Annotated in this window: 17 protein-coding genes; 10 read left to right on the top strand and 7 right to left on the bottom strand. The window is 63.4% G+C overall.

Annotated elements, in window-relative coordinates:
* Window positions 1-340: 340 nt before the first annotated feature.
* From AC1DW9_RS33055 to AC1DW9_RS33035, 5 genes are all read right to left on the bottom strand, one after another.
* Complete coding sequence (locus tag AC1DW9_RS33055; RefSeq protein ID WP_441490965.1) at window positions 341-598, bottom strand: hypothetical protein; 258 nt, start codon at window positions 596-598, stop codon at window positions 341-343.
* A 300-nt stretch (window positions 599-898) separates the two neighbouring features.
* Window positions 899-2,605, bottom strand: a complete 1,707-nt coding sequence (locus AC1DW9_RS33050; protein ID WP_441508978.1) for an adenylate cyclase — start codon at window positions 2,603-2,605, stop codon at window positions 899-901.
* A 283-nt stretch (window positions 2,606-2,888) separates the two neighbouring features.
* Window positions 2,889-4,121 carry an HlyD family secretion protein gene (locus AC1DW9_RS33045; RefSeq protein WP_441508979.1) on the bottom strand — a complete coding sequence of 411 codons (1,233 nt, stop codon included), beginning with the start codon at window positions 4,119-4,121 and terminating at the stop codon, window positions 2,889-2,891.
* Entirely contained in the window at window positions 4,114-4,578 is a 465-nt protein-coding gene (locus AC1DW9_RS33040) for a hypothetical protein (RefSeq protein ID WP_441508980.1), read from the bottom strand. The genes AC1DW9_RS33045 and AC1DW9_RS33040 overlap by 8 nt, the downstream gene beginning before the upstream one ends.
* A 74-nt stretch (window positions 4,579-4,652) precedes the next feature.
* Window positions 4,653-5,234, bottom strand: a complete 582-nt coding sequence (locus AC1DW9_RS33035; protein WP_476777331.1) for a hypothetical protein — start codon at window positions 5,232-5,234, stop codon at window positions 4,653-4,655.
* A 331-nt stretch (window positions 5,235-5,565) separates the two neighbouring features.
* Between AC1DW9_RS33035 and AC1DW9_RS33030 the strand changes: the two genes are divergently transcribed.
* Genes AC1DW9_RS33030 through AC1DW9_RS33010 form a run of 5 tightly spaced genes read left to right on the top strand, consistent with a single transcriptional unit; the run spans window position 5,566 to window position 8,454 of the window.
* Window positions 5,566-5,814: a hypothetical protein gene (locus AC1DW9_RS33030; protein ID WP_441508823.1), complete on the top strand. Its 249-nt coding sequence runs from the start codon at window positions 5,566-5,568 to the stop codon at window positions 5,812-5,814.
* Between the two features lie 41 nt (window positions 5,815-5,855).
* Window positions 5,856-6,347 (top strand): hypothetical protein, encoded by a 492-nt coding sequence (locus tag AC1DW9_RS33025; RefSeq protein WP_476777330.1) that lies wholly within the window; start codon window positions 5,856-5,858, stop codon window positions 6,345-6,347.
* 16 nt (window positions 6,348-6,363) lie between these two features.
* A complete protein-coding gene (gene ppk2 / locus AC1DW9_RS33020) occupies window positions 6,364-7,155 on the top strand; it encodes a polyphosphate kinase 2 (RefSeq protein ID WP_476855315.1) in 792 nt (263 codons plus the stop codon).
* A gap of 36 nt (window positions 7,156-7,191) precedes the next feature.
* Entirely contained in the window at window positions 7,192-8,247 is a 1,056-nt protein-coding gene (locus tag AC1DW9_RS33015; protein WP_441508803.1) for a sensor histidine kinase, read from the top strand.
* A gap of 9 nt (window positions 8,248-8,256) precedes the next feature.
* Entirely contained in the window at window positions 8,257-8,454 is a 198-nt protein-coding gene (locus AC1DW9_RS33010; RefSeq protein ID WP_441508802.1) for a response regulator, read from the top strand.
* An 896-nt stretch (window positions 8,455-9,350) separates the two neighbouring features.
* Here the strand turns inward: AC1DW9_RS33010 and AC1DW9_RS33005 are convergent.
* Window positions 9,351-9,548: a hypothetical protein gene (locus tag AC1DW9_RS33005; protein ID WP_441508801.1), complete on the bottom strand. Its 198-nt coding sequence runs from the start codon at window positions 9,546-9,548 to the stop codon at window positions 9,351-9,353.
* 33 nt (window positions 9,549-9,581) lie between these two features.
* On the opposite strand from AC1DW9_RS33005, the gene AC1DW9_RS33000 reads away from it, so the two are divergent.
* A complete protein-coding gene (locus AC1DW9_RS33000) occupies window positions 9,582-9,836 on the top strand; it encodes a DUF982 domain-containing protein (RefSeq protein ID WP_476777264.1) in 255 nt (84 codons plus the stop codon).
* Here AC1DW9_RS33000 and AC1DW9_RS32995 read toward each other — a convergent pair.
* The gene (locus AC1DW9_RS32995; protein WP_441508799.1) at window positions 9,820-9,957 is read right to left on the bottom strand and encodes a hypothetical protein; all 138 of its coding nucleotides are present in this window, start codon (window positions 9,955-9,957) and stop codon (window positions 9,820-9,822) included. The genes AC1DW9_RS33000 and AC1DW9_RS32995 overlap by 17 nt on opposite strands.
* 445 nt (window positions 9,958-10,402) lie before the next feature.
* On the opposite strand from AC1DW9_RS32995, the gene AC1DW9_RS32990 reads away from it, so the two are divergent.
* From AC1DW9_RS32990 to AC1DW9_RS32975, 4 genes are read left to right on the top strand one after another with little or no spacing between them, the layout of a single operon-like run.
* Entirely contained in the window at window positions 10,403-10,627 is a 225-nt protein-coding gene (locus AC1DW9_RS32990; protein ID WP_441508798.1) for an anion permease, read from the top strand.
* 31 nt (window positions 10,628-10,658) lie between these two features.
* Window positions 10,659-11,339, top strand: coding sequence for a 4Fe-4S dicluster domain-containing protein (locus AC1DW9_RS32985; protein WP_441508797.1), 681 nt, complete (start codon window positions 10,659-10,661; stop codon window positions 11,337-11,339).
* A complete protein-coding gene (locus AC1DW9_RS32980) occupies window positions 11,336-12,958 on the top strand; it encodes an FAD-binding protein (protein ID WP_441508796.1) in 1,623 nt (540 codons plus the stop codon). The genes AC1DW9_RS32985 and AC1DW9_RS32980 overlap by 4 nt, the downstream gene beginning before the upstream one ends.
* Window positions 12,955-14,202, top strand: a complete 1,248-nt coding sequence (locus tag AC1DW9_RS32975) for an NADH-ubiquinone oxidoreductase-F iron-sulfur binding region domain-containing protein (RefSeq protein WP_476777261.1) — start codon at window positions 12,955-12,957, stop codon at window positions 14,200-14,202. The genes AC1DW9_RS32980 and AC1DW9_RS32975 overlap by 4 nt, the downstream gene beginning before the upstream one ends.
* The last annotated feature ends 264 nt before the right edge of the window (window positions 14,203-14,466 follow it).

Below are 14,466 nucleotides of genomic sequence, written 5' to 3'. Positions count from 1 at the left end.
ACTAGCACGCACGTTGCCGTGCAACCAACCTAGAATTAACAAATCGATAACGATTGTGACTGGCTGTTCACAGCCAACCCGACGGAACCCACCTGCCCTGCGGCGAGCACTTCGCGCTGCCGCAGGGGGTTGAGTTCATCCTGTTTCGCCAAGGCCCAGATCCAGACGCCGCAAGTCATGGCTTGACCTCTTCGAAATCCGCCGGCTTCCAGCTCTTGTCGAAGGCCGCCGCCTCCGGGCCATAGATCCAGGATCGCTATGATAATGGTCCCGGTGAGGCGTTAAGTGGCTGGCAAACCAGCGCGAGAACGGGTCATCCCATGGCGAATACGAGCGGTCATCACGAGTGGTGGTGGACGGGCGCTTCGCTTTGCCTGAGCTCCCACTCCTTCAACGCATGAAACGCCGCGATATTTGCCTGTCCCTCGTCCATTGCCCTCTGCATTTGGCCGCTTTGCATCATGTCGTAGCTTTCATAGATGGCATCCATCGTGCAGCCCTTGGGGCTGTTGCACGAACCCTGACTGGGCAGAGGAACCCAGGCGGCCAGTACGACTGTCCCTGCCACCAAGACTGCGCGGTTGATCAGCTTGCTCATCGTCAATGCCTCCACGCTCGGTCCGCGCATTGAACCTCGCAGGTTGCCGCGCGAGCCGTATCTATTCGTCGCCCTGAGTGAAGTATATGCCTATGTTCGATTTCACCATCTGCGGCGAATTCTCGCAGCTTACAGATCAAGAGCCCTCGATCGGAAGAACACTATCCCAGCTTTCCCTGCTGTCTTTCTTTTCGATCAGGATTTTGCGGAGCGCCATCGTCTTCAGCTACTYGTCTCCGCCCCGCAATGCCCAGAGCGCTGCGCCGACGGGGCTCCAGTCGGATAGCTCGCCGCGACGGCCTAATTCGCATGGGTAAGACGCTGCCGGAGCGGAAAACCGGCGAGCCGGGCACCTTCGATCAGGACGGCGCGATCCTTTTCGTTGAAATTGCGCTTGGCGAGTTCCGCATCGAGATTGGCGAAGAAATCGGGGCGCAGCTTGAGAAACTGCGACCGGCTCGCGGTGGCCTCTACGTCAAGGCCGGCGCGCGCATAGATGAGTGCAGCCACGAAATGATAGAGCGAGAAGCTGGCGAGGTCCGCCCGCCGGATCAGTGAGAGCGCCATCTGGTCATCATTCAGCATATAGGCAGCGAGCGCCTGCATCCCGACATAGTAGCTCGATCGGACCGGATTTCTTGCAACCGCTTCATCGAGCAGATCAAAGCCGCGCTTCCACTGACCTGCCTGCGCCAGGCGGCTGCCATATTCCCCGAGCAGTTCCATGTCGTTCGGGTTGAGGGCCAGCGCCCGCTCCCCGATCCGCAGTGCCTCGGCCGGCTCCTGGTTGAAGAACAGCATCGTCATCAGAGCCTGTTGAGCCCGCACATTCTCCGGATCGAGCTCGACCGCACGCAGTGCTGCGCTGCGGGCTCTGGAGCTCGCATCGGGCGGTCCTGGCCGACGATTCAGCCGGAAGCGGTCCTCATCGAGATAGAGATAGGACAGCATGGCCCAGCCCGTCGAATAGCTGGGGTAGCGTGCAGTCGTCTGTTCCAGGCATTGCCGCGTCGCGATGTGCTCGTCCGGACCCAGGCTTTGCCTGTACCGGTAGAACCGGAGCATGCACTGATAGGCGTCGAAGCTCTCTGGCCTGCCGTCCTCCGCCTTCACCTGCGAGGTATCGAACACGATGCCATAGGGTTGTGCGACGGCCGTGGCGACCTTGGCGGCGATATCGGATTGGACACCCAGGATGTCGCTGACGCGCAAGTCCGCATCATACACCCGGGACCAGAGGATCGCCGCCGTGGCGCCATCAAGCAGGCGGCTGGAGACCCGGAGCTTTCCGTCAGAGGTGCGTATGCTGCCTTCAAGGACGAACTCCCTGCCCGGCCTGCCTCCGGCCTCCGGCGCGGGGAGTGCGGACGTCGTCTTGCCCGGCGACTCCCGCACATAGACCGACAATTCCTTGAACCTCGCCAGCTGGACGAGCACCTCTTCGGTGATGCCCGCAGCGAGCAGCCCGGCCTCGGAGCCAGGAGAGAGATTGGCGAAGGGCGCCACGACAAGGGCCGGACGGACCGGGCCGTCCGCCCGACCGCTGCGCCAGACCTGCCCCGTCCCGACGCCGCCGACGACGACCAGCGCCATGGCGCCGATCAGCGCCCAGGCCCAGGGTGTCCGCGGCTTCGGCCGGGCCGAGGCGGCTATGGCCGTGTGCTGCGGCCTCTGCCTGTGCACGGTCGATGAATCGAGCGACCGCCATGAGAAATGCGGAACGTAGCCGCCCTTCGGAATTTCGATGAGCACGCGATCGGCCTGCCCCGCGACAAAGTAATAGCGCTCCATCGCGCGCCTGAGACGCCCGGCTTCGATGCGCACGACGGGATCATTCTGAATATCGAAATGTGAATCGCGGCCCAGGACCTGGGTCGCTATCGAATAGGCCTTGATACGCTCGGCCCGGCCCGCAAGTGTTTCATTGGTAACATAACTTAAAAACCGCCTGATCCGGTCGGATACCTTGAACTCCGGACTTGCCAGGATCAGTTCAAGTTGTTCCATAATATCTCTGGATGATGGGCCGCTCCCGTCAGAACTCAGAAAGGCCCTGCCAGAATTTCTCCGCTGCATGGACTTGGCCTCCCCCGACCAACATCTCCACGTACAGGTCCGAAATCCGTAAGAGTTTTAAGAAGCGCGCCGGAAGCTTACGCCTGCCCGACGCATTCGGCCACCATTTTTATGGGGATCTCGTGCGGCTGCTATGGCCTGCGCGAGCCATTGGCCGCGAGCTGCGCATGGCGGGCGCGAGGGACGACGATCGATCGGTGGGCGAGCTGCCGGATCAGTGTCCGGCGAAGACCAGTGTTTGAATGGGCAAGACCAGCGCCTGGATCCTCAGGAGCATGGCATGGACAAGCCCGACCGCATCCACCGCATGAAGGAGGACCTTTTTGACGGATCCAGTTTCTTTGGACTCGATGCGATCGTGATTGCTGGAATAGGCGTTGGCGATGCAGCTGCTGCCTGGCGTCACGCCATCGAGCCCATCGGGATAGAGCGGCTCGAGAAATGTCAGGATCGTGCCGGGCCGGGCGATCTGCTGAACATCGATCAACTGCTCGCCGCCGCGAAACTGCCCGGCTGCGATGAAGTCCTGCACCCCGGTCACCACCATCGGAATGACGACCCAGGGCTTCGAGATGCAGGTGGCTTCGGCTACCATGCCGACCTTCATGACCTGCGCCTCGATCTGGGAGAAACCGGCCTGCAAGGAGGAGCGCCCGGCCTCTTCGGGGATCAGGACGCCGCCGGGGCGCAGAAGCGGATTGACGATGTCGCCGACACGAAGCGCAAATTGTTCGACACGCCCGGACACTCCGGCTCTGATCACGGTCTTCTCGAGATCGACCTGGGCCTGGGCCAGGGCCGCCTGAGCACTTTCCCTCTCCGCCGGCAGCAGGGTCGAGATCCGCGTTTGCGCCGTGTCTCGCGCCGCGGTTGCCGAGTTCACAGCGGCTTCCTTCCCGGCGACGAGGACTTGCAGCCGCTCGATCTCGCGCTGCGCGACGACATCCGCGTTCCGTCGCATCAATTCCTGCTTGGTCCGCAACTCGTCCTGCGCCTGCTGGAGGTCACTCCGCGCCTCCTGGATCTTGGATTCGTTCGAGGCGAGCTCGGACCGGGCGACAGCGAGCGCAGCGTCGGCCTCGATAATCTTGCGGCGGGCGGTTTCGGCCGCCGCTTCCTGCCGGCTGCTATCCAGTCTGAAGATCGGCGCGCCTTTTTCGATCCTGCCGCTGAGCCCGACATAGACCTCGGCGACCCGCCCATTGATCTCGGGCACGATCGGCACCGCCCTGAAGAACAGGGTCGCGTTCGTAGTCGAGGGATGATTGTAGAAGATCACCGTGATCAACCCGATGGTCAGCATCGCGCAGGCCGTGATGCCCCAGCGCAATTCGAACCAGACCGAATAGAGCGTGATCTCCTTGCCAATGCGCCGGCCCTGATAATAGCGGCGAAACAGATAGTCCGGCAGGATCGTCAGAAGCGAGCAGAACATGAGCTCAAGCATGGGTCGGCTCCTTCTTGCGCCCATGCTGCTCCGCCCCGTGATCTGTAGGCATCTCCTGGGAATCGGACGGGTCTGGTGGCTCGGTTGTTGCTCCCCCGCCGCGGCGGGGCGTCGAACCCGCAATGCGCTCGAGAGCGTGAGCCATGCGACCAAAGAGACCGGAGAAGTCGGGCAGGTCGATCAGCGCCAGCAGGAGCCCGGCCACCCAGAACAGGTGGATGTGCGTGAACAGAGCCAGAAGCCCAAGGACCGCGACAATCTCGAACTGGAGCTTCTGCGACTTATGCGCCATCCGCTCCGGCAATGTGTGCAGCCGGAAGAAGATGACGCCAACCGTCAGGATCGCGACGAGGAGCAGCACCGCCATCGCGACCATGAGATAGTCAGTCTCTCCCGGCGCCGTGATGAAGGGCGGCAAATGGCCCGGGGCAGCAGGATGAATGTTCGGCGACGACATGGCTTCCGCATCCAACCCTTTGAAATTATCACGACGGTATCCGTGTCAGGCGGGAAATGCCAGCCCGCGCCTACTCACTTGAGTGTCACCTGGAACGCCTCGGTAAAGACGATCTCGATCATGTCGCCGCGCTTCAGCTTCTGGAGATCGGCAGCGAGGACGGGATCCGCGACCGGCAGCGACCGCCGGCCATCCGGCCCGTCGATCGTGGCAATCTTCTTGGCAGGATCGAAGCCGTTGAATTTCGCCGTCACGGTCGCGGTGCGGGTCACAAACCGTGAGGGCAGATTCTGGAAAACCGCATCCGACTTGCCTTCGGAGTAACGGATGCCGGGTTTGAGTCCCTTCTTGCCCCTGGTGACGGCCGCGATCGCCCCGTCGATCCGCTTGATTTCGAGGTTGTCTCCAACCTTGACCCTGGAGAGATCACCGAAAACCTCCGGCACCTCGACAAGCCAACGGTGGCCTCGCTGCTGCACGATTATGGTGTGATTGGCCCGGTCGACTGCCGCAACCTTGACATTGAGCTCATCGATGGCCGCCGGGCCGACACCCGCGACAATGACCGTCTGCGCTCTGGCCGGCTGGCTGTCGGACCAGGACGCCACGCCGGCAAGCAGGGCGAAAGCAAGCGACCAGTGCTTCAATGTCGACATGTTGTGGCCTCCGGGTTGGCCCGCCTGGATCCCTCGTCGTTCGCCTCTGCGACCGCGGGGGGAAGCGGGACTTCGGTGAAGCTGCAACGATAGGCGACGGCCCAAGGGGGCGGGAGTAGCTAACGGGAGGTTACGCTCGTACCACGCTGTCGAGTGGTCGGGACGCTGTGCTAGCTTCCGCAAGTCCCGCCCCTATTGACTCAGTTTCACTGGTCGCACGCATCGGTTGCGGCCCCTTGCCGGGCGTAGCCTCCTGTTAGTTACTCCCGCGGGCGCGATCTTTCTCCATAGTGGACGTGACGTGGCGCTCGTCGGCGGGAGAACCGTTGCGATGGATCAGGGCGTGCTGGCTGCCATCCGGCATCTTCCAGCCTATGGGAGGTCGATTAGGGAAAGAGCACTCCGCAGCGAGAGTTTTCGCACGCTCTGCGCAGACCTCGCCGAAGCCGAACGGGCCTTGGCGGAATGGGAGAGTTCGGCCCTGCCGATCCGCAAGGCGCGTTGCATCGAATATCGACAGCTCGTCGAGAGCCTCGAAGCCGAGCTCAGGGAAACCCTTGGTCGTCCGGACGGCATTTGACGAGGCAGGCAATCGCGATTTCGACTGGAGAGGAAACGGCAATGCCCCAGACCGCGGCGCACGGCGCGAAAGCCGACATTCTCGCCGACGAGAGTTTCATGTCGGCCGACGACCTCAAAGCCTACATGGCGGACATCGAGATGGCGAAGGCATCCAAGATGCTGGGTGCCATGGATAAGGCCGAGGAGGCACGCCAGAAGCTGATCAAGACGCTTGCGGAAGAGGTCGAGGTCAATGCCGAGCTGATTGCCCGGATCAAGCACAACCTCGCCGTGAAGACGCGCGCGGCCGCCGAGCGCGGCGAGCGCGAGGTCATGGTGATGCGGTTCCCGAGCGCGCTGTGCAACGACAAGGGCCGTGCGCTCAACAACTCAGAGGCGGACTGGCCGACGACGCTCACCGGACGGCCGCGCCAGGCCTATGAATTCTGGAAGGAGCATCTGAAGCCCGCGAATTATCGGCTGCGCGCGATGATCATCGACTGGCCGGGTGGGCTGCCCGGCGATGTCGCCTTCTTCCTGGCCTGGTCCTAACCGGGAGGGCGTGATCATGGATGCTCCTGTCAGCAAGGCCATGAAGCGAGAGCCTTACGAGCGTCAGTTGAAGGAATTTCACGGCGAGCTGGTCAAGCTCCAGGAATGGGCCAAGCATACCGGTGCCAAGATCTGCATTATCTTCGAGGGCCGTGATGGCGCCGGCAAGGGCGGTGTCATCAAGGCGATCACCGAGCGGGTGAGCCCGCGGGTCTTCCGCGTCATCGCGCTTCCTCCGCCGACCGATCGCGAACGCTCGCAGATGTACGTCCAGCGCTATCTGCCCCATCTCCCGGCCTCCGGCGAAGTCGTGATCTTCGATCGCAGCTGGTACAACCGCGCCGGCGTCGAACGGGTGATGGGGTTCTGTACGGAGGAACAGGCCCAGGCCTTCCTGTTCGCAGTCCCGAGCGTCGAGAAAGTCATCGTCGAATCCGGCATCATCCTGCTGAAATACTGGCTTGAGGTCAGCCCGAAGGAGCAGACGCGCCGGATCGAGGAGCGCATCACCGACCCGCGCAAGATCTGGAAGCTGTCGCCCATGGATCTGAAATCCTATGGCCGCTGGAATGACTATTCCCGAGCCCGCGACGACATGTTCCGGGCGAGTGATACGAGCTGGGCGCCCTGGTTTGCCGTCCATTCCGACGACAAGCGCCGCGCTCGGCTGAACATCATCTCTCATATCCTGTCCTCGATCCCCTACGAGGCGCCACCACGCGAGAAGATCAAGCTGCCAAAACGCCAGAAGATCGACGACTACGAGGAGACGAATTTCGCTCGGCACTGGGTCGCGGAGACCTGCTGATGCGCAGTGAAGTGAGGCAGCGACAGGGAGGCTATAGTGCAACGCTCTGAGGCTGCACTGGAGGTTCAATTACCTGCGGGGGCCGAGGCCAGCAAGGCGACGTTGCCCGCTGCCCGTCACCGATACCGGATCGTATGCGGTGTATTCGCCCTGGCCGTGATCTCCGGCCTTCTCCTGAATCTCGTCCTCGGCTCCAGACCGGACGACATGGCGAATGCAATCCGGTACACGGATATCGTCGCGCGTCCGCCCGCCGGGGAACAATATGGCTGGTCGATCGCGGGCTTCTCGATCGCACTGTTCCTGCAAGCATTCCTGATCCTCCTGCTGCTGTTCGAACGCCAACGACGCTCGGTTGCCGAGCGTGAGGCAAGCCAATTCCTGTCGGAAGCGGTGACAGTCAATCGGCGCATTTCCCTGGGAGAAATGTCCGGGTACATCGCGCATGAGCTCAAGCAGCCGCTGAGCGCAATCCTGATCAATACCGAAGCGGCCGAGATCATCCTCAGGAACGCAGCCCCCAGCATCGCGGACCTTCAGGACATCGTCGCGGACATCAAGCGGGACGAGATGCGCGCGGTCGAGATCATCGACCGCGTGCGGAACATGATCCGACCGACACCGTCGCCCACCCGGACGATCGATCTGAACCGCTGCGTCCGCGATACGTTCCGGCTCGTTTCCAGCCGTGCAGCCGCCAACGATATCGTCCTGAAAGCAGAGCTGGACGAGAGACTTCCGGAGATTCCGGCCGATGCCATCCAGCTTCAGCAGGTGATCCTCAACATCACCATCAACGCACTCGATGCCATCATCGGCAATGGCAGCGCTCGACGGGAAATCGTCGCAAGGAGCGTGGTCCGGGGACGAAACATCGTTGAACTATCCATCATCAACGACGGACCGTCGGTCCCGCCCCATGCATTGGGGAAGCTTTTCGATGAGTATTACACCACGAAGGCCGATGGCATGGGCCTCGGACTGGCGATCAGCAGGAAGATCATTCTCGCGCATCGCGGGCGGATCTGGGTGGCCAACCGCGATGATGGCGGGGTCGCCTTCCATATCCATCTCCCCGCCATGAAGACATGAAGGGCCTCCATGCCAGCCAATATCTACCTGGTCGATGATGACACGTCCTTCAGAACCGCAATGGTTCGCTTGCTCGAAGCCTCCGGCTTCCAGACGAAATCTTACGGGACCGGAGCCGAGCTCCTGGATCAGCTTCCCGACGAAGGAACGGACGGCTGCATTCTGCTCGGCGTCGATATTCCGGGCGTAAGCGGGCCCAATATTTAGCTCCGCCTGAACGAAGCCGGGTCACGATTACCCGTCATTTTCCTCACGGGCCACCGGATGCGCCATACGCAAATGGCAGGACGTTCCGCTTCTTTGGGGGAACCAGCAAATGCTTGGCGTGATCTCGCATGTTCCATTGGGGTTAGTTCGATTAAGCTCATGACGTTGCCCGTAACATCAAACGATGTGTTGAGCATAGACCGATGCGATCGAGCCGCCCAATACCTGATATCGCGTCCAAACTGAAGCTCGATATCCAGATTATGGTCCTCCGAAGGAATATCGCAGATCTGATGGAGCGAGCCACTGCCACGTCTGGTTCCGCCGCGGAAGAAGCCATAGCGAACAGGATCAACGATCAACAGGACCTGCTCAACCAGCTGCTTAAAGAGCGCGAGACGACAGAATAAGGCACTTCGTGGCAAACAGCACGCCGAAACTTAGAGCGTCAACGCGCCAGCCGTTTGCCGCGCCAAGCCAAACGTGGGAAAGACACGCCGCGAGAGGCTCGAAGCAACGCGGGGAGACTTTCGTTCCCACCGACGATTAGGCGGGTGAGAATGCCTGCTAATTGTGTATCCATGTCGACTGACAACACGCGCCCCAGCTTCGGCCCCACCAATGGCTAGATGGCCCTCATCGCAGTCCAGATGGTCGCTCTGGCGCTGTGGATGTGGTTCACGGGGCGCGTTGCCCCCCAATTGGCTCTCGCCAGAGCCTTGCGGATCACAGCTCGGACCGGAGTACTCCATGCGTACGCGCTGGCCGGGCTCGTTTTGCGTGAGGCACGAGACTAATGCCGACCCGCTTTTAACCGGTGCTTCCGACATCGAACAACGCGGGGGACTGGCATTTGCGATTAATTGTACATCACCGGCCGAGATTGTTTCGGGCAGTTACCGTTCTTCTCTTGTCACTCGAGTGATGGTGTCGCGCAGCCACTCTTCCCTTTGGAGCAATTCCGCGTTCATCTGGTAGGCGACGGGGTTCATGTAGCTTTCACAGGTCGTTCTGATCAGCATCGCGAGCACGAGCTGCGTCTGGGCGGTACTGCGGGCGAGTTCAAGCAGCAGGGCTTCCTGGACGGGAGTCATCTTCCTAATCCTCAATCGTGCGGGGGGTTGGTCATGCGGGTCTGGCACTGGTTGTGGCCTGAAGTCGTGGTCGAGACGAGGAAGCCGGGCGTTTGCTACGCCGTCACCTCGGTCGAGCGGGCTGCCGATCTGCTACTCGAATGGAACGACCAGACCCCGGACTGGCAGGCAGCAGTCCTGATCGTCATGAGCTGCTTGGAAGGCGGCAAGTCACCCATGGACGTGCGAGCCGCATTCGAGGCGGCAGCGCGGGCGAATGGCAAACTGATCGTCATGCCGCCTCCCTGAGCTTGGCCCTGCGGAGCCAGCGGAGGAACTGCTTCTCGACATGCGCCTTGGTCCATTCGAGCGTGCAGCAGTCGGGGTGTTCGGTACACTCCCATTTCCCGCCGCCGAAGCGGCCGGACATGCTGAAAACCCCAATAAAACCTGCCAGCTCAGGCAATTTCTGAGCGTGACGCGAATGAAAAAGTCACGATGGCGTCACGCCAATCCAAGGCCTAAATTTGGCGTGACGGACGCGCCCGACCCCTAGGGAGTGCGCCCATCGTCACGCATGGCGGTCAGCACGACCTGACCTGTTAGACAATGTGATCCGGCCTTTCCCTTGATCGTCCGCCACGAGCCATTTGCGCGCGATCAGATCGGCCTCGCCAGCAGCAGCTCGGAGAACCAGGGGATGATGTCCGTCTCGTTCAGCTGCTCGGCCATGAAGAACGGCATCGTGGCCGCCGGCATGGGATGGGAGCTGGCCGCGACGCTGCTCGTGCTGCTCTTTGTCTTCTCGCACTACGTCTTCGCCAGCACGACGGCGCACATCAGCGCCATCGCCTTCCTGACCGTGGGTCGGCGTGGTGCCGCCCGACTATGTGATACCGATCCTGCTCTTGATGGTGGCCGGCTCGAGCATCATGATGACACTGACGCACTACGCCACCGGCACCTCGCCCATCATCTTCGGAAGCGGCTATGTGCCGTTGGGCACCTGGTGGCGCGTCGGCTTCATCACGTGCGTTGGGGAGCTTATCATCTACGCGGTGCTCGGCACCACCTGGTGGAGGATACTGGGCCTCGGGTGAACCGGATGATGGATGAAGAGGAGAGACCCGCATGGCCGACGATGCCGCACCGTCCGATGGCGTTGGCTTCACCTTCGACGGCCATGCCATCCGGGCGACCAGGGGCGTCTCCCTGCTCCAGGCCTGGATCGGGGCCGGCCTGCCGCTCACCGAGAATGTGGGCTGCCTGGGCCAGGGGGTCTGTGGTGCCTGCCGGGTTCTGGTGCGCCGCCCGGGCGAGCGGCTGGCCAGCACGGCGCTCGCCTGCGAGATGCTGGCCGAGGAGGGCATGCAAGTCGCCTTCATCGACCATTTCCCGGCTCGCCGCGCGCATGGCTACGACCTGCAACTCCTCACCGACAGCTGGACAGCCATCGAGCAGATCGGCGCCGTCTTCCCCGAAGCCAAGCATTGCCGCCACTGCGGCGGCTGCGACCACGCCTGCCCTAAGGGGATCGAGGTGCAGCGCATGGTCGATCTGGCCGTCATGGGCCAGACCGACGCGGCGGCGGGGCTGTTCGATCACTGCGTGCTCTGTGACCTCTGCGTCGCCGCCTGCCCCGAGCATATCGACCCGGCGCATCTGGGCCAGTTCGTGCGGCGGATGCGCGCCTCCCTCACACTGCGCCCGTCGGACCTGATCATGCGCCTGCACGAGATCAGGGAAGGCCGGCAGCCGATTGACTTCGACGCGCCCGGCGCCAATCCGCCCCCCGCGGAGTCCGTTGCTTGAGCGCCGCCGGCATTCCGCATGCGCAGGCCGTGGAGGCTTGGCGAGCCGCCGCCCCCGCCCCGGCCAAGGCGCTGGACCTGCCGGTGCAGTACCTGCTGGCCGGCTACCACCCTGACCGCCAGCCGGGCGCCATGGTGACGCTGCGGGTCGGCGTCAGCGCCGGCCAGGAATGCCCGGCCATCCTGGCTGACCTGCTGCAGGCGGATTCGCTGCTGGAGGATGTGGACATCGCCGGCGCTCCGACCCTGGACGCCGATGTGCTGGTGATCGGCGGTGGTGGAGCTGGCTGCGTGGCGGCATTAACCGCCGCCCGTGCCGGGGCGCGCGTGCTGCTCGCCACCAAGCTCCGCATCGGAGACAGCAACACCGTCATGGCCGAAGGCGGCATCCAGGCCGCAGTGGGCGCCGAGGATAGCCTGCAACGCCATTTCGAGGACACGCTGCGCGCGGGCCATTTCACCGCCGACAAGGCATTGGTGGCGGCCCTGGTCGCAGACGGACCTTCCGCCATCCGCTGGCTGATCCAGGAGGGGATGAACTTCGACCTCACCGAGAACAGCCAACGCATGGGCGGTACGCTGCTGCGCAAGAAGCCCGGCGGCGCCACCGCGGCCAGGCTGCTGTCCTATCGAGACTTCACCGGGCTGGAACTGATGCGGGCGCTGCGGGAGGCGACCCTGCTGCAGCCGGGGATCACCCTTCTCGACCGCCATCCGGCGCTGGAATTGCTGAGCGACGATCGCGGCCGCTGTGCCGGGGCGGTCTTGCACGACTTCGCCCGCGGCCGCGCGGTGCTGGCGCGCGCCGGGGCGGTGGTATTGGCCACCGGCGGCGCGGGGCGGCTGCACCTCGCGGGGTTTCCGACCTCGAATCACTACGGCGCCACGGCGGACGGGCTGGCGCTGGCCTATCGCCTCGGGGCTGCGCTGCGCGAGGTGGACAGCTTCCAGTACCACCCTACTGGCATCGCCTGGCCGCCGCACATGGAAGGCGCGCTGGTCAGCGAGGCGGCGCGCTCCTCCGGCGCCTATCTGGTGAACGGCCGGGGTAAGCGTTTTGTCGATGAATTGCAGCCACGCGACATCGTGGCCTCAGCGGTCCTGCGCGAGATCGCCGAGGGCCGGGGCATTGGCCGCGATGGCAAGACCGGCGTCTTTCTTGACACGCCGTCCCTGGAACAGGCGAAGCCCGGCATCCTGGAGAAAAGCCTCGTAACGCTGCTCCACCTCGCGCATCGCGGCGGCTTCGACCCGGCCGAGGAACCCTTCCTGATCCGTCCGACCCTGCACTACCAGAATGGCGGTGTGGTGATCGACCCGAAGGGCCGCACGGCCGTCCCCGGCCTGCTGTGTGCCGGCGAGGTGACCGGCGGACTGCACGGACGCAACCGCATGATGGGCAACGCGCTGCTGGAACTGGTGGTGTTCGGCCGCCACGCCGGTGCCAGTGCCGCGGCCGACGCACGGGGGGAGCGGCCGCGTAACGTCGGCCTCGCGCACCTGGCCAATTGGCGCCGCGCCCTTGTGGTGCAGGGCCTGCCACTCAGCCGCAAGTCGCCGATGATCTTTCCGCCCTACGGCAATTTCGACGCCACCACTGACAGGTCGATCGCCACATGACCGCCGTGCTCACCGCCGAGGCCATCCAGGTCGGTCCCGATCTCGCCGGCTGGCTCGCGGCGGGCGGCGGTGAAGGGTTGGAGCGTGCCCTGTCGGACCCGGCCGGCATCATTCCCGCCCTGGAAGCCGCCGGGCTGCGCGGTCTGGGCGGCGCTGGCTTTCCGACGCATCGCAAATGGGCCGCCGTGCCTGCCCAGCCGCCCTGCCCGGAGGGAGGCGGGAAATGGATCATCTGCAATGGCAATGAGGATGAGCCAGGCACCTTCAAGGACCGCTTCCTGCTCTCCCGCACGCCCCACCAGGTGATCCAGGGCGCGCTCATCGGGGCGATAGCGGTCAAGGCGAACAGGATCGCCCTCTACGTCAATCCGCGCGAAACCGCCGCGGTGGAAATGCTCCAGGCCGCGTCCGCGGCGTGGCGCCAGCATCCCCTCCTCGCGCGCGTCGACGAGGCGATCGGGATGCCCGTGCAAATCCATATCAGTCCCAGCTCCGGCCTTTATGTCGGCGGCGAAGAGACGGCCGCGGTGGCCAGCGTGATGGGCGGCTTTCCCTTCCCGTCGCTCAAGCCGCCCTTCCCCGCCGAGAAGGGCGTGAACGGCGCGCCGACGCTGCTGAACAATGTCGAGACCTTCGCCCATGCGACGCACATCCTGGGCCGGGGCGCTGCGTGGTATCGGGGGCTCGGCCTCGGCGATGCGGTGGGAACCAAGCTCTATTCGCTGTCCGGTGACGTGATGCGCCCCGGCCTGCACGAACTGCCCATGGGCACCTCCCTGCGCGACCTGGTGTTCGGCCATGGCGGCGGGATGCTCGCGGATAAGGGGTTCAAGGCCGTCTTCACCGGCGGTCCTTCCAACACGCTGCTGACGGCCAGCGATCTCGACGTGGCGCTGGATTTCGACAGCCTGCGGGCGCGTGGCTCGCGGCTCGGCACGGGTGCGATGATCGTAGTTGGCGAAGGCACTAGCATCCTGCGCAAGACGGCGGAATACGTCGCTTTCTTCGCCGCCAATTCCTGCGGTCAATGCCCCTCCTGCAAAATCGGCACGAATCAGGTTTCGCGCATCCTCGAACGTATCGAGTCCGGCGCCGGGCGGCCGAGTGATCTTGCGGCCCTTGAGAATCTCACGCAGCTGCTGCCTGGTTCCGGCCGTTGCGGCCTGGTGGATGGCGCGGCGACGGTGCTTGCCAGTTCACTGTCCACGTTTGGCGAGGAGTATAGGCACGCGCTGAAGCACTGAGTGCGGCATTTCGGGACGCCAGCAGCGGGGCCTCGCGCTAATTTCACTCGGCTTCTTACGTGTCTGAGCGGTCTGATATCCAACATTTGCTACTGCTTGCCGGTTGCCTTCAATGTTGGATGGATGACCACTATGGGCCGATTGTGTTGAAGAAGTCAGCGTTGCTGCGAGCTTGAGGTTCTGATTCAGTCGTCCTTGGGCGGAGGGCGGCGCGATGATGGGCGAGCGGACGGTTGCGCAGGAGGCACTGTTCTACGAGTGAGT

It is taken from the genome of Allobosea sp. P4_E12 (genome assembly GCF_056401655.1).
Note: the sequence above shows the minus strand (reverse complement) of the source record. Positions and strands in the feature narration are given on the sequence as shown.